This is a genomic window from Pseudomonas sp. MYb327, from assembly GCF_040438925.1.
GTDB lineage: Bacteria > Pseudomonadota > Gammaproteobacteria > Pseudomonadales > Pseudomonadaceae > Aquipseudomonas.
In genome coordinates, this window is record NZ_CP159258.1 from 921,126 (window position 1) to 936,440 (window position 15,315).

Annotated in this window: 20 protein-coding genes; 10 read left to right on the top strand and 10 right to left on the bottom strand. The window is 56.6% G+C overall.

Annotation, left to right across the window (positions count from 1 at the left end):
• Positions 1-11 precede the first annotated feature (11 nt).
• From ABVN21_RS04235 to ABVN21_RS04250, 4 genes are all read right to left on the bottom strand, one after another.
• Entirely contained in the window at positions 12-1,175 is a 1,164-nt protein-coding gene (locus ABVN21_RS04235; protein ID WP_339555980.1) for an EAL domain-containing protein, read from the bottom strand.
• A 126-nt stretch (positions 1,176-1,301) separates the two neighbouring features.
• On the bottom strand, positions 1,302-1,646 hold the full coding sequence (locus tag ABVN21_RS04240; RefSeq protein WP_339555979.1) for a hypothetical protein: 345 nt from the start codon (positions 1,644-1,646) through the stop codon (positions 1,302-1,304).
• Positions 1,643-2,032, bottom strand: coding sequence for a phage holin family protein (locus tag ABVN21_RS04245; RefSeq protein WP_339555978.1), 390 nt, complete (start codon positions 2,030-2,032; stop codon positions 1,643-1,645). Before ABVN21_RS04245 ends, ABVN21_RS04240 begins: the two co-directional genes overlap by 4 nt.
• Positions 2,033-2,034: 2 nt before the next feature.
• On the bottom strand, positions 2,035-2,349 hold the full coding sequence (locus tag ABVN21_RS04250; RefSeq protein WP_339555977.1) for a YqjD family protein: 315 nt from the start codon (positions 2,347-2,349) through the stop codon (positions 2,035-2,037).
• Between the two features lie 326 nt (positions 2,350-2,675).
• Between ABVN21_RS04250 and ABVN21_RS04255 the strand changes: the two genes are divergently transcribed.
• The 5 genes from ABVN21_RS04255 (at position 2,676) to ABVN21_RS04275 (ending at position 6,083) form a co-directional block, all read left to right on the top strand.
• Positions 2,676-3,884: an ammonium transporter gene (locus ABVN21_RS04255; RefSeq protein WP_339555976.1), complete on the top strand. Its 1,209-nt coding sequence runs from the start codon at positions 2,676-2,678 to the stop codon at positions 3,882-3,884.
• Positions 3,885-3,958: 74 nt separating this feature from the next.
• Entirely contained in the window at positions 3,959-4,195 is a 237-nt protein-coding gene (locus ABVN21_RS04260; protein WP_339555975.1) for a glutaredoxin family protein, read from the top strand.
• A 168-nt stretch (positions 4,196-4,363) separates the two neighbouring features.
• Positions 4,364-4,681 (top strand): transcriptional regulator, encoded by a 318-nt coding sequence (locus tag ABVN21_RS04265; protein WP_339555974.1) that lies wholly within the window; start codon positions 4,364-4,366, stop codon positions 4,679-4,681.
• A 70-nt stretch (positions 4,682-4,751) separates the two neighbouring features.
• The gene (locus ABVN21_RS04270; protein ID WP_339555973.1) at positions 4,752-5,642 is read left to right on the top strand and encodes a pseudouridine synthase; all 891 of its coding nucleotides are present in this window, start codon (positions 4,752-4,754) and stop codon (positions 5,640-5,642) included.
• 159 nt (positions 5,643-5,801) lie between these two features.
• Positions 5,802-6,083, top strand: coding sequence for a hypothetical protein (locus ABVN21_RS04275; protein WP_339555972.1), 282 nt, complete (start codon positions 5,802-5,804; stop codon positions 6,081-6,083).
• Between the two features lie 80 nt (positions 6,084-6,163).
• Here the strand turns inward: ABVN21_RS04275 and ABVN21_RS04280 are convergent, their stop codons facing one another.
• Both ABVN21_RS04280 and mobA read right to left on the bottom strand, forming a co-directional pair.
• Positions 6,164-6,385 (bottom strand): YgdI/YgdR family lipoprotein, encoded by a 222-nt coding sequence (locus ABVN21_RS04280; RefSeq protein ID WP_034151329.1) that lies wholly within the window; start codon positions 6,383-6,385, stop codon positions 6,164-6,166.
• 83 nt (positions 6,386-6,468) lie between these two features.
• Positions 6,469-7,065: a molybdenum cofactor guanylyltransferase MobA gene (gene mobA, locus ABVN21_RS04285; RefSeq protein ID WP_339555971.1), complete on the bottom strand. Its 597-nt coding sequence runs from the start codon at positions 7,063-7,065 to the stop codon at positions 6,469-6,471.
• Positions 7,066-7,146: 81 nt separating this feature from the next.
• On the opposite strand from mobA, the gene moaB reads away from it, so the two are divergent.
• Positions 7,147-7,686, top strand: coding sequence for a molybdenum cofactor biosynthesis protein B (moaB, locus tag ABVN21_RS04290; RefSeq protein ID WP_339555970.1), 540 nt, complete (start codon positions 7,147-7,149; stop codon positions 7,684-7,686).
• Positions 7,670-8,896: a gephyrin-like molybdotransferase Glp gene (glp, locus tag ABVN21_RS04295; protein ID WP_339555969.1), complete on the top strand. Its 1,227-nt coding sequence runs from the start codon at positions 7,670-7,672 to the stop codon at positions 8,894-8,896. Before moaB ends, glp begins: the two co-directional genes overlap by 17 nt.
• A gap of 60 nt (positions 8,897-8,956) precedes the next feature.
• Here the strand turns inward: glp and ABVN21_RS04300 are convergent, their stop codons facing one another.
• Positions 8,957-9,268, bottom strand: coding sequence for a hypothetical protein (locus tag ABVN21_RS04300; protein ID WP_339555968.1), 312 nt, complete (start codon positions 9,266-9,268; stop codon positions 8,957-8,959).
• A gap of 227 nt (positions 9,269-9,495) precedes the next feature.
• Between ABVN21_RS04300 and yegS the strand changes: the two genes are divergently transcribed.
• Positions 9,496-10,413 carry a lipid kinase YegS gene (gene yegS / locus ABVN21_RS04305; protein WP_339555967.1) on the top strand — a complete coding sequence of 306 codons (918 nt, stop codon included), beginning with the start codon at positions 9,496-9,498 and terminating at the stop codon, positions 10,411-10,413.
• Here the strand turns inward: yegS and ABVN21_RS04310 are convergent.
• The 3 genes from ABVN21_RS04310 to ABVN21_RS04320 all read right to left on the bottom strand — a co-directional run bounded on the left by ABVN21_RS04310 (position 10,397) and on the right by ABVN21_RS04320 (position 12,895).
• Positions 10,397-11,053 carry a response regulator transcription factor gene (locus tag ABVN21_RS04310; protein WP_339555966.1) on the bottom strand — a complete coding sequence of 219 codons (657 nt, stop codon included), beginning with the start codon at positions 11,051-11,053 and terminating at the stop codon, positions 10,397-10,399. The two genes, yegS and ABVN21_RS04310, sit on opposite strands and share 17 nt — an antisense overlap.
• On the bottom strand, positions 11,050-11,943 hold the full coding sequence (locus tag ABVN21_RS04315) for a sensor histidine kinase (protein WP_339555965.1): 894 nt from the start codon (positions 11,941-11,943) through the stop codon (positions 11,050-11,052). The genes ABVN21_RS04310 and ABVN21_RS04315 overlap by 4 nt, the downstream gene beginning before the upstream one ends.
• A 481-nt stretch (positions 11,944-12,424) precedes the next feature.
• Positions 12,425-12,895: a hypothetical protein gene (locus tag ABVN21_RS04320; RefSeq protein WP_339555964.1), complete on the bottom strand. Its 471-nt coding sequence runs from the start codon at positions 12,893-12,895 to the stop codon at positions 12,425-12,427.
• A 462-nt stretch (positions 12,896-13,357) separates the two neighbouring features.
• On the opposite strand from ABVN21_RS04320, the gene ABVN21_RS04325 reads away from it, so the two are divergent.
• Both ABVN21_RS04325 and ABVN21_RS04330 read left to right on the top strand, forming a co-directional pair.
• On the top strand, positions 13,358-14,293 hold the full coding sequence (locus ABVN21_RS04325) for a chemotaxis protein CheV (RefSeq protein WP_339555963.1): 936 nt from the start codon (positions 13,358-13,360) through the stop codon (positions 14,291-14,293).
• Positions 14,294-14,463: 170 nt separating this feature from the next.
• Positions 14,464-15,270 carry an MOSC domain-containing protein gene (locus ABVN21_RS04330; RefSeq protein ID WP_339555962.1) on the top strand — a complete coding sequence of 269 codons (807 nt, stop codon included), beginning with the start codon at positions 14,464-14,466 and terminating at the stop codon, positions 15,268-15,270.
• The last annotated feature ends 45 nt before the right edge of the window (positions 15,271-15,315 follow it).

The following is a 15,315-nucleotide window of genomic DNA, read 5'->3' on the forward strand; positions in this document are numbered from 1 at the left end:
TGCAAGGGGAACTACAGCCCGACGGCATCTATGTCGATGAGCAGCAGGCGTTCGCCATTATCAAAAAACTGTCCGGCGGTGAGGCAATACTGATTGCTGGTGGCGTCGCGGTAGGTGCTGGAGAGGGTCAGCCGTCGCTCATCGCCGCCCTCTGCCAGCAGTTGATAGAAGTAGGGGCGCCAAGACCAGTTATGGCCCAGGTAACGGTTGTCGGCAAACCAGCCGCTGTTGCGCCATTCGAGGTTCGGCGTCAGCTGTGTTCCGTGGCGATCGCATTGATAGAAGCGCAACAGCCAGGGGAATGCATCCAGTCGTGGCAGGGCACTTAGCGGCGCACGGGCCTGAGCCCAGGCTTGCAGGATCGCCATCAGTTCGCTGAGTTGCTGACGCATGGTCATCAGGCGACTGCGTTCGGCCAGTTTTTGCTGAACATAGCGCTGACGCAGTTGCGCAAAGCGCTCGACAAAAGCGTCGCTGGCAAAGAAATTCTCTTGTGCCCCGGCGAACAGAAAACCCTGCACGTAGCGTGAGCCGCATTCCAGGGCAAAATTGAGTTGTGATTCGGTTTCGACGCCTTCGGCGATGATCCAGCAACCGGTTTTCTCGGCCATTTGAGCCAGGGCCATGACTACCTCGCTGCTCGGTCCACCCAACGCCGCGGCCTGGAAAAGGCGCATGTCCAGCTTGAGAATGTCAGGCTGCAGCGCCAGCACGCGATCAAGTTGCGAGTAGCCTGCACCGAAATCGTCGATGGCGATACGCGCGCCAGCCTGGCGATACCGTTCCACCACGTGGGCGAGTCGTTGGATATCGCCGCCCAGTTCGGTGATCTCGAAAACGATTCGCTGTGGGTCGACGCCATGCCGGCACAATTGCTTGAGGCTCGGCAGCGGCTGGTCCGGACGCAAGCGGCTGATCCAGCGTGGGGAAATGTTCAGGCTGAGAAACCAGTCGGGGGGCGCCTCCGGCAAACGGCTCAAGGCGTTATCGCGCAGTTGGCGATCCAGGCGACGTAGGGCGACGGCATTCGTCCTCGGGTCAGCGAACAACGGTCCAACTGACGTCAGTTGACCATCGGCCTGACGCAGTCGACCCAATGCCTCGACACCCGCGATACGGCCAGTGGCGGTATCGATGAACGGCTGAAAGCAGGCGAGCGGTTGCCCGTCGATCACAAGGCCTCCTTAGTAGATCTTGTTTTTTGAAGGAACCTGCTTTCCGGGTAGGCACACAGGATTGAACCTCTCGATAAAGAGGTTCATCCCGCAGGTATTGCAAGAATGCAGCCAGCTTGTGATGGCTTAGTGTTTGCTCGAAGAACCCTGCATGACCAGTTTGATCAGCGGCCCCAGCGTGGTGCCCAGGCGGACTAGTCGGGTGAGGCTACTCACCCCACCGCCGGTTTTTGCACCCTTGCCCGTAAGAAAACCCAGTAAGGTGACGGCGGCCATGCCCCATAGCGGGGCATGCTTGATGCCGAAGCCGTCCTGCAGGTTTTGTGACATCCCGCGAACACGCTGCAAGGGCCGCAGCAATTGCGCGGATTCGTGGCGGATTTCCTGGCGGTGCATTTCCATGCGCAAGCGAATCAACGCCTTGCGCATTTCCGTGCGGGAGCTGTTGCGAGGCAGTTCAGGCAGGTTCATGGCAGCAGGCGCTCCCGATCATTGGCCAATTCTTCCAAAGTGCCATGGAAGGGCGACGATTCATCGAAGATTGCCGCTCTCAGGCGCATCCCGCAGAACACGCATGCGAGGGTGTAGAACACGCAGAGTGCGATGATGGCGGGCAGGCGATAGGTGTCCCAGAACACGATCAACACCAGCGTCGACAATCCAACCAACAGCAACAACGCGAACACCAGGGCCAAACCTGCAAATAGTAAGAGGCTGACGGTGCGAGCCTTTTGCTCCTGCAATTCGATCCCGAACAGTTCGACGTGGCTGTGCAGCAAACCTAGAAAGGCGGCGCCCAGACGTCGCGATGTGGAACTTGCGCCCGTCTCGGACGAGCCGATTTCATCGATCGCCATAATCAGCGCCGCGTTGCCAGCAAGCCAATGAGAAAGCCCACGCCGGCGGCGATGCCCACCGATTGCCATGGGTTGGCCTGTACATAGTCTTCGGTGGCGGTGACGGCAGCCTTGCCACGCTCGCGCAGAGAGTCTTCGGTCAATTTTAAGGTTTCGCGTGCACGCAGCAGACTGTCGTGAATCTGTTCGCGCAGTTCATCGGCTTGATCACCAGCCAGGGAAGCGGTGTGCTCCAGCAATCGTTCAGTGTCGCTGACCAATGTTTGAAAATCGGTCATCAGGATTTCTTGAGCAGTCTTTGCCTTGATGCTGGCCATTGGTGATCTCCGTAAGTGGCTTCTGTTGCGTTCGAGTATGAGCCTTGCGCGAAGGTTCAGTACAAATGACTGGTACAACTTTTGCTGTGTCGTGGTGCGTCAGCCCGCGCCCATGCGCTGTTGCTGGGCAAGATTTCAGTAAAACCTTAACTCAAACAATCAAAACCCGCGCAAATGTCCTGGTGATGATTGGCCTTGATGAACCCTGTGCTCCAAAGCGGTTCATCGGGAGGGACTTTCTCGATTTGACAAGTCTCAACTTGGTGCATGGATTGCCCGTATGAACTGCTTTGGTGCTTTTTTCAGCCTTAAGGTCTGCCAAATCCATGGAAAATCTGCAAAGCGCTGTGGACAGTCTGGTCCATAGCTCCAATACGTTGTTCATCCTCATTGGCGCGGTAATGGTGCTGGCCATGCACGCCGGCTTCGCCTTTCTTGAAGTCGGGACCGTCCGGCAAAAAAACCAGGTAAATGCATTATCGAAGATTCTCAGTGACTTCGCCGTTTCGACCCTGGCTTATTTCTTTATAGGCTATTGGATTTCCTACGGGGTCACTTTCATGCAACCGGCAGCTGTGATCAATGCCGATCACGGTTACGGGCTGGTGAAGTTTTTCTTTCTGCTGACTTTTGCTGCGGCGATTCCGGCGATCATTTCCGGTGGCATTGCCGAGCGCGCCCGGTTCGTCCCGCAACTGTGTGCGACAGCATTGATTGTGGCGTTCATTTATCCGTTCTTCGAGGGCATGATCTGGAATGGCAACCTGGGCCTGCAAGCCTGGTTACTGGCGCATTTTGGCGCCAGCTTTCATGATTTTGCCGGTTCTGTAGTGGTCCACGCCATGGGCGGCTGGCTGGCGCTGGCGGCGGTGTTGCTGCTGGGGCCACGCAACGGTCGTTATCGCGAAGGGCGTCTGGTGGCGTTCGCGCCGTCGAGTATTCCTTTTCTGGCGTTGGGTTCGTGGATCCTGATCGTCGGCTGGTTCGGTTTCAACGTGATGAGCGCGCAAACCCTGCAAGGAGTCAGCGGCTTGGTGGCGGTGAACTCGTTGATGGCGATGGTCGGCGGCACCATGTCGGCATTGATTGTCGGGCGCAACGACCCGGGCTTTTTGCACAACGGACCACTCGCTGGGCTGGTAGCGATCTGCGCTGGTTCCGATCTGATGCACCCCGTGGGCGCACTGGCCACCGGTGCCATCGCGGGGGCGCTGTTTGTATGGTGCTTTACTGCCGCGCAGGGCAAATGGCATATCGACGATGTGCTGGGTGTCTGGCCGCTGCATGGTCTGTGTGGCGCGTGGGGCGGAATTGCCTGTGGCATTTTCGGTCAGAGCGCATTGGGTGGATTGGGCGGAGTGAGTCTGATCAGTCAGTTGATTGGCACTGCACTGGGTGTAGTTGTGGCGCTGACTGGTGGCTTCGCAGTCTATGGCGTGATCAAGGCGTTGCATGGTCTGCGCCTGAGCCAGGAAGAGGAGTATTACGGGGCCGACTTGTCGGTGCACAAGATCGGTGCCGTCAGCCAGGATTAGCAGTGAGTCTCATTGGCTCGACGGCATTTCAGGGCAGGCCTAGAATAGGCACTTAATTTTTTGGTAGAGCGCTCATGCTTCCTGAATGTCAGCTGTTCGGCACTCTTGGGTGCCATCTCTGCGAAGTGGCCGAAGCCATGTTGATGGAGTTTGTCGAGCGCGGCTTGCTGGTGGAGCTGGTGGACATCGCTGACGACGAATCATGGTTCGAAGCCTATAGCCTGCGGATTCCGGTCCTGCGCCGAGTCGATACCGGCGCGGAACTGGGTTGGCCCTTCAGTGCCGACGAAGTGGTTGCCTTCCTGCGTTAAACGATTTTGGCTGTGGATGTGTTCCGCCCGTCGAACTTCGCGATTGATCCCCTTGGCTTAACCGATGCGATTGGATACTGTATGCGCATACAGTTATCCGGGTTGCTGCCTGGCCGCCGCTGGTTTCGGGTTGGAGCAGCGCAATTCCGGGCGTCAGAGGGATGAATCGTGGTCAATGTCGAACAATTGAAAAGCAGCGTGAACCGGATGTCCGTGGACGTGGTTCGCGAGGCTGTCGCCGAATTGCGCCTTGACGGCTTGGTGACGGAGGGAAAAACGCCCTTCAACAAACTGCATTTCAATACCTGCTTTGCTGAAATTGAAGCCTTGTTCCAGCGCGCAGGCTATCACCGGCAGCTGGATGTCGTGGGTTATCAGGGTTTGTTGTATGCGCTTTATGACCCGGGTCGCTGGGAGGCGGTCGATGTGTTGCGCTGGCTCAAGGAATACACCGAGGCGGCGGCGCGCACACAAATACCCGCGTGAGGATTCTCCGCTAGGTTCGTTCTCGCCGCTGTTGGATAATGCCGCTCTGCATTCGGGTAAGAGCTTTTGTATGTCCACTTCATCGTTTTCTGCCGCGCATAGCCAGGCCAGCACGCTCTACTTGCCACCTGGTACGTGGCAGACCGTTTTCGATTGCCTGTGCGATCACTTCAGTACCGTCGGTCGTGAACAATGGCTGGACAGAATCGCTCGCGGCCGGGTGCTCGATGGACAAGGTGTCCCAATTGCCCTTGATCTACCCTACAAGGAAGGTCTGCGGATTCATTATTTTCGTGAAGTGCCAGACGAAAAGCCGATCCCGGTGATCGAGTCGATTCTGTATGCAGACGAACATCTGGTCGTGGCGGACAAGCCACATTTTTTACCCGTGACCCCGGCGGGTGAATACGTCGAGCAGACCTTGCTGCGCCGTCTCATCCGCCGACTGGACAACCCGCACCTGGTGCCGTTGCATCGTATTGACCGGCATACGGCGGGGCTCGTGTTGTTTTCTGCCAACCCTCAAAGCCGTTCGGCCTATCAGTCGTTGTTTCCTACGCGGCAAATCGAAAAGCGCTACGAGGCTATTGCCCTGGCATTGCCTGAACTGGATTTTCCACTGGTTCATAAGAGTCGGCTAATCGATGGCGAGCCATTCTTCCGCATGCAGGAGGGGCCGGGCATCAGTAACACCGAGACGGCTGTCGAGGTCAGGGAGAAGAACGGTCATCTCTGGCGATACGGGCTTTATCCGGTGACGGGCAAGAAGCATCAGTTGCGTGTGCACATGACAGCCTTGGGCGCCAGCATCTGCAACGACCCTTTTTATCCGCATGCGCTCAAGGATGTAGAGGATGACTACGCCAATCCTTTGAAACTGCTGGCGCAAGGCTTGAAGTTTGTTGATCCGGTTACGGGACAGGAAAGAGAGTTTGAGAGTGCGATCACCCTGCAGTGGTGACGATCAAACGGCGCGATGATGAGTTGGTCTGGTAAAAAAGTTCGAATTTATGGGCTGTTTTATAGTCACTTGAACAGGCCTTGCGAACTTGGCTGTCAACCTCGGCATAGCTGTCAGATCACTTGGCAGCACCGAGACTTTCCGTTCAAGGAGACACCCATGAAACGTACTGCTTTTGCTGGAATGTGCATTTGCGCTGCAATGTTGGCTTCTCCCGTGTTCGCCTCGCAACAACACGATCTCTGCACCATCAAGCTCCAGGAGCTCAAGGATAAAGTCACCAGCCTGCCAGCTACCTCCGCAGACGCCAGCTCAGAAATCAAACGATTACAGGCCAGCGCTGAAGCATCTCGTGCGAACAATGACGATGAAAAATGCATCACTGAAGCTACGCAAGGGCTGACTCGCGTAGATAAATTAGCCAAAGAGCCAAACCCATAAGGTTAACGTTTTCGAGTTTCAGATAAAAAATGCCCCGACATGTCGGGGCATTTTTATGTGTCCGTTTTAAGCCGCGAAGATTACAACTCTTTGACGGTACGAACCTGATCCTTGTTGATGCGAGTCTGCTTGCCATCCAGTTGTTCGAATTCGTAGAAACCCGAATCCTGATCGTAGCTTGGCGTGTCGACGGCCTGGATTTCGCGACCGTCATTCAAGGTGATCACCGTCGGCGATGCGCAACCGGCGAGGGTGGCGAGGCCCAGTGCGAGCATGAAAGTGGCCAGGGTCCGTTGAGTCATGGGTGTGTCTCCGAGATTAATTCTTTTGGTTACGGAGCTTGAGACGTAAACAGCGCGTGCAAGTTCCTTCGGTTCTAGCAGTCTTACGTAGTGTAGTGCGTGCCCAACAATTGCGGAGTATTAAGGTTCGCCAGACGTGGGTCATTATCGGGACACTGCAACGCAATCGCACCGAGCTTGCGCATGATTCGACCCGGGCTGCGCTCGCCATCGTTCCAGGCAGTTTCGAATTCAGCACGAAGTGCCACGGGGATCACGCAGAGCAAGGGTTCCCAATGATCATCATGGCGCAGCATCAATGGTTTGTCGGGGTGTTGGCTGGCGCCTTCGCGCATGCTGGCAAGCAGGGCGGCATCAATGCGCGGTACGTCGCAAGGCAAGACCAGCAGGTGCGGGTGGCGAGCCGCTTTCAGGCCTGCACGAATGCCGGCCAGTGGTCCCGGAAAGTCGCCCTCGTCGTCATGAACCAATTGGTCGGCGTACGGCGCGTATTTTTCCGGGTTCCGATTACACGAGATGATGAGGTCGTCGCTTAACGGGCGTGTTTTGTGATGCAAATGTGCAATCAACGGCTTGCCGTGCCATTCCAACAAACCTTTGTCCTGACCACCCATTCGTTGGCCGCGCCCGCCTGCCAGGAGCAGAATGGAGCAGGGTGGCAAGTCTGTATTTGAGGTCATGGCAAGTCTCCATGGGGGCGGCGAAAAAACGGGGCGCTGTGATATAACACCGGGCTGTTTCTCATACAACTGGACGAGCCTATGAAAGCCAAGGCTGATGTACCTTTTGCACCGCTCAACATTGCGGTGTTGACGGTTAGCGACACCCGCACTCTGGAAACCGATACCTCAGGCCAGGTCTTCGTCGACCGCTTGACCGCGGCCGGCCATAACCTGGCTGCCCGGGTGTTGCTTAAAGATGATCTCTACAAAATCCGCGCGCAAGTCGCCAACTGGATTGCCGACGAGGTCGTTCAGGTGGTGCTGATCACGGGTGGTACCGGTTTTACCGGGCGCGATAGCACTCCGGAAGCGGTGAGCTGCCTGCTCGACAAGCAAGTCGATGGTTTTGGTGAGCTGTTCCGGCAAATCTCTGTGGCGGACATCGGCACCTCGACGGTTCAGTCCCGCGCACTGGCCGGTCTGGCCAACGGCACGTTGGTCTGTTGCTTGCCGGGTTCGACCAATGCTGTACGTACCGGTTGGGATGGCATTCTTTCCGAACAACTGGATTCGCGCCATCGGCCATGCAATTTCGTAACACACCTGAAACAGGCGGCACCCTGTGAATCCCGCGGGTAAGCCGGGCAAGACCGCCAGTCTGATGCCGGTCGAGGTGGCGCTGGCGCGTCTGCTGGAAATGGCAGGCACCTCACGAATTCTTGAGCGCGAGCGCTTGTCGTTGGCGCAGGTTCAGGGACGTGTGTTGGCTGATGACCTGATCTCGACGCTGGATCTGCCGCCGTGGCCCAACAGCGCCATGGACGGGTATGCCTTGCGTTTGGCTGACTGGGCCGGCGAGCCCTTGGTCGTCAGTCAGAAGGTCTTTGCCGGCCAGGCGCCCGAGCCCTTGCAGGCGGGCACTTGCGCACGAATCTTTACCGGGGCGCCTGTGCCTGCCGGTGCCGATTGCGTCGAGATGCAGGAAAACGCCGAAGTCCAGCCGGATGAGCGAGTGCGTTTCACTGAAACCATGGTCGTTGGTCAAAACATCCGCCCACAAGGCCAGGAAACCACTGTCGGTGAAACGATTTTGCCTGCGGGTACGCGCCTTGGGCCGATCGAACAGGGGCTAGCGGCCTCACTGGGTTGCGCCGAGCTGGACGTGATCCGAAAGGTTCGCGTTGCGGTTCTGTCGACCGGGGATGAATTGATTGAGCCTGGGCAAATCCTTGGGCCAGGGCAAATCTACAACAGCAATCGTGTTTTGCTTTGCAGTTGGCTGCAGCGTTTGGGTTGTGAGGTGGTCGACGCCGGTATTCTTCCGGATGACCTGATCACTACGCGCACGCGCCTCGGCGAGCTGAAGGATGTCGACCTGATCCTTTCAACCGGCGGCGTTTCGGTCGGAGAGGCTGACTTTTTGGGCGTTGCCTTGCGGGAAGAGGGTGAGCTTGCGTTGTGGAAACTCGCCATCAAACCCGGAAAGCCGCTGACATTCGGACACTTTCGCGGTGTGCCGGTGATTGGCTTGCCGGGTAACCCGGCATCGACTCTGGTGACGTTTGCCCTGTTGACTCGGCCTTATCTCTTGCGTCGACAAGGTGTCAAAGAGGTGGAGCCGCTGAAGGTTCAAGTACCGGCAGGGTTCGACTGGCCGAAAGCCGGAAATCGACGCGAGTACTTGCGTGGTCGTCTGGAAAATGGCCGGGCCATCATCTACAAAAATCAAAGTTCAGGTGTGCTGCGTAGCGCTGCCTGGGCTGATGGACTGGTTGAAGTGTTGGAGGATCGCACGCTGGTTGAGGGTGACAGCGTGTACTTCATACCGTTGAGCGAAGTCCTGGGCTGATTCTTCTAGTCGTCATGTCACGCAAGCCCGGTGTGAACCGGGCTTTTGCGTGGTAACTGATCAGTGAGCCAGGAGCAGTGTCACGAGCTGGTCGAAACGACTATTGGCGATCCAGCCCAGCAGCCCCAGAACGACGGCTGTTCCTCCGGCGGAATAGGCCAGTCGGTGTTTGATGGTCTTGACGTCGCTGCGAACTTCTTCCATGTCTCTGCGGATGTACTTGAGGTGTGTTTCCAACTCAACAACGCGAGGTTCCATATCAATTTCTCCATTGGGTTTTGCACTGTTTTTGAGTTCGGCCTGATCATTGGCCCGTTTCTCTGCGAGCGGTACGACCGGAAATATCGGTAGCCTGAGGTCATGGCTTTGCATGGCACGTCCTTGTGTTTGTCCTGCTGATGACTGAAAACCGTGGGCACCAAAGTGTACCAATCACACTTTTTGGTCAATTGAGCCGATTCCTCACGTTTTGTAAGAAAAATCCTGACGTGTAGGACGCAACACCGTCCAGCTCGAAATAATTCAATTTCCTGCGGCTTTTATTGGGTGCGCTGAGGTCAACATCTCCCATAGGTCATTCGAATTCGGGAGCGACAACGATGAGCGAACGCAAGGCACTGTTGATTTTGCATGGCAAGCAGGCGCTTAACGAGGAAGTCCGCACTGCTGTCGAAAGCAAACGCGAGCAAGGTTGGGAGTTGGCTGTTCGAGTGACCTGGGAGGCGGGGGACGCACAGCGGCTGGTGGATGAGGCGTTGGCGGCAGGATACAGTCGGATCATTGCTGGTGGCGGCGATGGCACTGTGCGTGACATCGCCGAAGCCATGGCTGCGAAGTCGACGCAGGCCAGTTTGGTGCTGATGCCGCTGGGAACTGCTAACGATTTTGCGCGCGCTGCCGGTGTTCCGCTGGAGCCTGCCCAGGCACTGGATCTACTGGATGTTGCGCCCAGCACCATTGATCTGGGAGAGGTTGGCGGACAGATATTTCTGAACATGGCCACCGGCGGGTTTGGCAGTCAAGTCACTGCTAACACGTCCGAGGACTTGAAAAAGGTGCTCGGCGGCGCGGCTTATCTGTTTACCGGACTGTCACGTTTCAGTGAGTTGCACGCGGCGTATGGCGAGTTGCATGGGCCGGATTTTCAGTGGAGTGGTGAGTTGCTGGCCCTGGGCATCGGCAATGGCCGACAGGCTGGCGGCGGTCATGTGTTGTGTCCACAGGCACTGGCTGACGACGGTTTGCTTGATGTCAGTATTTTACCGGCTCCGCAGGAGCTGGTTGGCACTTTGAAAAACCTGCTGGCTGACGGCTTTGGCATCGACAATATGTTCGTGCGGGCGCGGTTGCCCTGGGTCGAGATCAAGGTTTCCGAAGGACTTTACATCAATCTCGATGGCGAACCGCTGGAGGGTGACAGCCTGCGGTTCTCGGCGAGGCCGGCAGCGCTGCTGGTGCATTTGCCTGAGCGCTCGCCGTTGTTGAGTGCAACTGAGCTCGTCAGTCGTCCAGACTGATGATCTGCTCGCGAACTGCGAACAACACCAGGCCAGCCACATCGAAAATCTGCAAGCGTTTCATGATTTGCGAGCGGTGGGTTTCGACAGTCTTGACGCTCAGGCCAAGGCCGTTGGCGATTTCCCGGGTGGATTTGCCGCGAACGATCAACCGGAGAATTTCCAGCTGACGAGCCGTGAGGTTGTGTGAGTCGGCGGATTCAGACTGGTTTTTTTGCCGGGTGAGCGCTTGGGTAATGACGGTGTGGGCGATGGCCGGGCTCAGGTAGCGTTCGTTGTTGCGCAAGGCTTCCAGCGCATGTTCCAGTTCGGTGGCCGTGGTGTCCTTTAGCAGATAGCCATGAGCGCCGGATTCCAGCGCCTGCATGATAAGCGCCGGATCGGTGTGCATCGACAGGATCAGCACTTTGCTCTGCGGGCGGATTCGCTTGAGTTGCGTTAAAGCCTCAAGACCACCGGTTTGCTTCATGGAAATATCCAGCAGCACGATATCCGGAGACAGATGCTCGACCATCGCGAGCAATTGCGAGCCGTCATTGGCCTCGCCAATAACCGCGTAGCCAGGAAGGTCCATCACCAGGGCGCGCACGCCAGCCCTGATCAGCGAGTGGTCATCCACCAGAAGTAAGTTACAAGTCAATGCATAACCTTATTCGTACTGGCCCGTTCGAACGCACGGGGCGCCCAAGGGAAGAGAGCTTCGATTTGAGTGCCTTTGCCCGGTTCGCTGGTAACGGTCAGGGTGCCGCCCAGTTGCTGGATGCGTTCAGACATCCCGGCCATTCCGCGCTGACCCTCGCGACCGGGGTCAGTGACGGGCGCAAATCCCTGGCCGTCGTCACTGATCATCAGCGACAGGCCTTTTGGTAAACGCTGCAGGCAGACCAACAGGTTCTTCGCCTCGGCGTGCCGCAATATGTTGGTGACTGCTTCCTGGGTAATTCGAAAGGCCGCCACTGCCATTTCTTCGGGAATGCCGGTCAGGCGCTGATGGCATTCCAGGCTCCAGTGCACGGGCGTGTTGCACAACGTTTTGAGCAAGTGCGCACGCAAACTCGCCTCAAGTCCAAGACTGGCCAGTTGCCGGGGATTGAGAATTGCCGATACATCACGCACTTTTGCGAGGGTTTCTTCGAGGGTGTCGCACAGCACCGAGCATTGTTCCTGGAGTTCTTCCGGCATACGTCGCTTGAGCCAGTCACTTTGCAGTTTGGCTGCGGTCAGCAATTGACCGATGTCGTCATGCAGTTCCCGGCTGAGCCGATGGCGTTCGTTTTCCTGAACTTCCAGCAAGCGGTCGGCCAGTTCTTGGGGCTGAAATTTTATTGATTTGCGTGACAGACGATACTGCACCCAAACGCAGCTCAAAGCCGCAATGTCGAGTATCAACAGGCTTAGAGGCAGGGCAGTGGACAGGCTGTAGACCAACAAGCTGCCAAGCGTCGCACAGACACACAGCAAAAGCGTGAACCGACGGGCGTTTTCTCGGGAGGGTGGCCACGTGGCGATGGACTTGAGGCTGGCGTACATAGCGGATGGAGCCAATGGATGTGCGCTGCGGGCAGACCGGTCTTTCTGGCTGACAGGCCTATGTTTTGTAGTGTTTTGCATCGACTTCAACGGGTCGCACTTCTGTATGAGACATCCAGCCTGGATCTTGATCGGGTTGCAGCCCTGACAATCACATTGCCATTAATTGACGTCAACTAATGGGCGGCATGATAACACCTAAGATACCGTTGGTCGCGCTTGTGATAGATGTCCGTGGAGTCAGTAAATACATGTTTGGACGAAGGTTCCACATTTGCAAAGTGTGGTTTCAGTCGCTGTAAATGGGGTTTTTGGCCAGGTTAAACCCTAGGCAAGACAGGGAGTCCAACTCCCGAAAGGAATAGTTATTTGTGTAGCGTTGTCGTGGTTGGATATGAGTTATTCAATTGCGACATGCGCTTGACCAAGTTTGGGTGCAAATATCGCAATAAAAAATGCACTACGACTCAGATCTGTATTTTTAAGCCTGCCGTTCGGCATAAGTCACAAGCGTGAAAGGTTTGGAATGAACCGGTGGCTGAAACTGATTTTGTCCCACTTGAAAGGCAAAGGCTTCGATCAGCGTGGTCTGTTCGCTTTCGTCTAGGCTGAGCTGGCCGGTTTTCTGATCAATGAGCTCAAGTTGCCAGGCAATCAATGTAAGGCAATCCTTCAACGCATTCAGGGCTTCGTCGTGCAGATCCATGTGATTCTGCGCATGGTTCAGCAGGCCATGAATGTGCAATGAAAACTCTGAAACAGCCGCCAGTGCGAGAGCGTCTGCTTTATTGGCGAGTTTGAGGAGGGTGCTGAGCATGCAGTCGATGGCATCCTTGTCATTGCTGATCAATTGCAAATGACTCAGGCATTCCTCGGTTTTGGCCAGGAGTGTTTCGGCCTCGACGAGAAATTCGGGGACCCGCTTTGCCCATTCGTTACGATTGTTCGGCATGCTTATCTCCACAACGTCATGACTAATGAGGGAATGTCGTGTGTGTCGACGAGGACGGTCTGCGTCCCGACGTAACTGTTTCGTCGTGAGACCGCGCTCCGGCCGGCAAGAAAGCAGGCGGGGGAGTTTGAGAGGGTGGGTGGCCACTTACCTGCGATCGCACACAAAAGCCTGACTCCATTCATGCAATGAGAATGGCGTCACATTAATGGCTATTGGATATTGCGAATATCAGGTTGCGCCTGATTGTTGGTAAGGGATTCCCTTACGCAGCGGAACCTAACGCGAACGTTGTGGTCGCGCCAGAGAGAATGTAGCAGATGAAATCACAGCGCCAGTAAAGCATGATGTTAATGTGACATCAATGCTGAGGCGTTGCATTTTGCTCGGGGTCAAGCTCCGGCAAAAACTGCCGATAACCCCCTATCAGCGAATTCAACAGAACAAGAGCAGGAGTCATTAATGGCCGGCATTCTCGATACGGTAGACCAACGTACGCAACTTGTGGGTGAGAATCGCCTGGAAATTCTCATGTTCAGGCTGGCCGGACGGCAATTGTTCGCAATCAACGTGTTTAAAGTTCAGGAAGTTCTGCAACTGCCGAAGTTGACCCTGATGCCTCAACGCCATCCGTTCGTGTGCGGGGTGGTCAACCTGCGTGGGCAGACGTTGCCGGTAATCGATCTGTCCCAGGCCATCGGCATGCGTCCGCTGGTACCCGGTCCCAACAGTACGATCATCGTCACCGAGTACAACCGCTCGGTGCAGGCATTCCTGGTCGGTGGCGTCGACCGCATCGTCAACATGAACTGGGAAGCGATTCTGCCGCCGCCCGCCAGTGCCGGTCGCCAGCATTACCTGACGGCCATCAGCAAGGTCGACGATCAGTTGGTGGAAATCATCGACGTCGAAAAAGTCCTCGCTGAAATCGTCCCGTATAACGCCAAGGTTTCCCGCGAAAAACTCGACGATCCGGTACTGGAGCGCGCCCGTGGCCGAGAGGTGCTGCTGGTCGATGACTCCAACGTGGCCCTCGCGCAATTGCGCGACACGCTCGGTCAATTGGGTGTGAAGATGCACATCGCCAGCGATGGCTTGAAGGCACTGAACATGCTCAAGGCCTGGGCCGATACCGGCGTGAACATGACCGACAAGCTGCTGATGGTGTTCACCGATGCCGAAATGCCGGAAATGGACGGCTACCGCCTGACCACCGAAATCCGTAACGATCCGCGTCTGCGCGGCCTGTATGTGGTGCTGCACACTTCTCTGTCCGGCAGCTTCAACGACTCGATGGTCAAGAAGGTCGGCTGCGACAATTTCCTCTCCAAGTTCCAACCGGACAAACTCGTCGACGTGGTGCGCCAGCGCCTGATGCTCGACGCCGTGCCCGCCTGATCATGACCAGGAACAACCTGTAGAAGCCAGCTTGCCGGCGATGGCGTCCGTAAGATCGCTATCGCCAGTAAGCCTGCGCCAACAGGAACGCAAGCGCTTCTGTCTTCAGCCTTTGATTCAGCAATCAAGCTCGTATAGGGTGGCGTTTTGGGTCCACCCGGGAGCTGGCCATGCTGCGTCTGAGCGCGCTTTATCGTTATCCGTTGAAATCCGGCAAGGGTGAGAACCTTCAGCAGGTCAGCCTCGACAAGCTCGGGCTGGACGGGGATCGACGCTGGATGCTGGTAGACGAAACCAGCGGGCGTTTCCTGACCCAGCGTGCGGTGGCAGAAATGAGTCAGCTGTCGGCGTTGTGGAATGCCACGGGCGGCTTGACCCTCAGTGCCCCTGGTCTCGCACCGATCGACGTGGCTTTGCCCGCAAGGGACGCTGAACTGCGTGGAGTGACCATTTGGCGCGATACGTTGCGCGTGCCCGATGCTGGTGACGAGGCGGGGGCCTGGGTCAGCGAGTTCATTGGCAAACCGACGCGCCTGGTGCAAGTGCCACTCGATCGTGCACGGACCACGCAGGCCGGTTATGGCAAGGACGATGATCAGGTCGCGTTTGCGGATGGTTTTCCGTTGTTGCTGATCGGCCAGGCTTCCCTGGAAGATCTGTCGGAAAAAGTCGGGCGACCCTTGGAAATGCTGCGCTTCCGGCCGAACCTGGTGATCGACGGCAGCGAAGCCTTTGCCGAGGATGGCTGGAAGCGCATTCGCATCGGCGATGTCGAGTTCCGTGTGGTCAAACCGTGCTCACGTTGCATCTTGACCACCATTGACCCGCAGACCGGCGAACGCAGCGCAGACCGTGAACCGTTTGCCACTTTGCAGAAATACCGTTCTGAAGCCGACGGTGCGATGTTTGGGCAGAACCTGGTCAATGACGGTAACGGCCGGCTGGAAGTCGGCATGCCGGTCACCATCCTTGAGTAAAACCGCCGAATAAAAAAATGCCCGTGTTTTTGCACACGGGCATTT

Bases quoted from the DNA above. Each gene is read 5' to 3' on its own strand.
- ABVN21_RS04240 (WP_339555979.1), bottom strand. From the start codon at position 1,646: ATGAACCTGCCTGAACTGCCTCGCAACAGCTCCCGCACGGAAATGCGC.
- ABVN21_RS04245 (WP_339555978.1), bottom strand. From the start codon at position 2,032: ATGGCGATCGATGAAATCGGCTCGTCCGAGACGGGCGCAAGTTCCACA.
- ABVN21_RS04250 (WP_339555977.1), bottom strand. From the start codon at position 2,349: ATGGCCAGCATCAAGGCAAAGACTGCTCAAGAAATCCTGATGACCGAT.
- ABVN21_RS04255 (WP_339555976.1), top strand. From the start codon at position 2,676: ATGGAAAATCTGCAAAGCGCTGTGGACAGTCTGGTCCATAGCTCCAAT.
- ABVN21_RS04260 (WP_339555975.1), top strand. From the start codon at position 3,959: ATGCTTCCTGAATGTCAGCTGTTCGGCACTCTTGGGTGCCATCTCTGC.
- ABVN21_RS04270 (WP_339555973.1), top strand. From the start codon at position 4,752: ATGTCCACTTCATCGTTTTCTGCCGCGCATAGCCAGGCCAGCACGCTC.
- ABVN21_RS04275 (WP_339555972.1), top strand. From the start codon at position 5,802: ATGAAACGTACTGCTTTTGCTGGAATGTGCATTTGCGCTGCAATGTTG.
- ABVN21_RS04280 (WP_034151329.1), bottom strand. From the start codon at position 6,385: ATGACTCAACGGACCCTGGCCACTTTCATGCTCGCACTGGGCCTCGCC.
- mobA (WP_339555971.1), bottom strand. From the start codon at position 7,065: ATGACCTCAAATACAGACTTGCCACCCTGCTCCATTCTGCTCCTGGCA.
- moaB (WP_339555970.1), top strand. From the start codon at position 7,147: ATGAAAGCCAAGGCTGATGTACCTTTTGCACCGCTCAACATTGCGGTG.
- ABVN21_RS04300 (WP_339555968.1), bottom strand. From the start codon at position 9,268: ATGCAAAGCCATGACCTCAGGCTACCGATATTTCCGGTCGTACCGCTC.
- yegS (WP_339555967.1), top strand. From the start codon at position 9,496: ATGAGCGAACGCAAGGCACTGTTGATTTTGCATGGCAAGCAGGCGCTT.
- ABVN21_RS04315 (WP_339555965.1), bottom strand. From the start codon at position 11,943: ATGTACGCCAGCCTCAAGTCCATCGCCACGTGGCCACCCTCCCGAGAA.
- ABVN21_RS04320 (WP_339555964.1), bottom strand. From the start codon at position 12,895: ATGCCGAACAATCGTAACGAATGGGCAAAGCGGGTCCCCGAATTTCTC.
- ABVN21_RS04325 (WP_339555963.1), top strand. From the start codon at position 13,358: ATGGCCGGCATTCTCGATACGGTAGACCAACGTACGCAACTTGTGGGT.
- ABVN21_RS04330 (WP_339555962.1), top strand. From the start codon at position 14,464: ATGCTGCGTCTGAGCGCGCTTTATCGTTATCCGTTGAAATCCGGCAAG.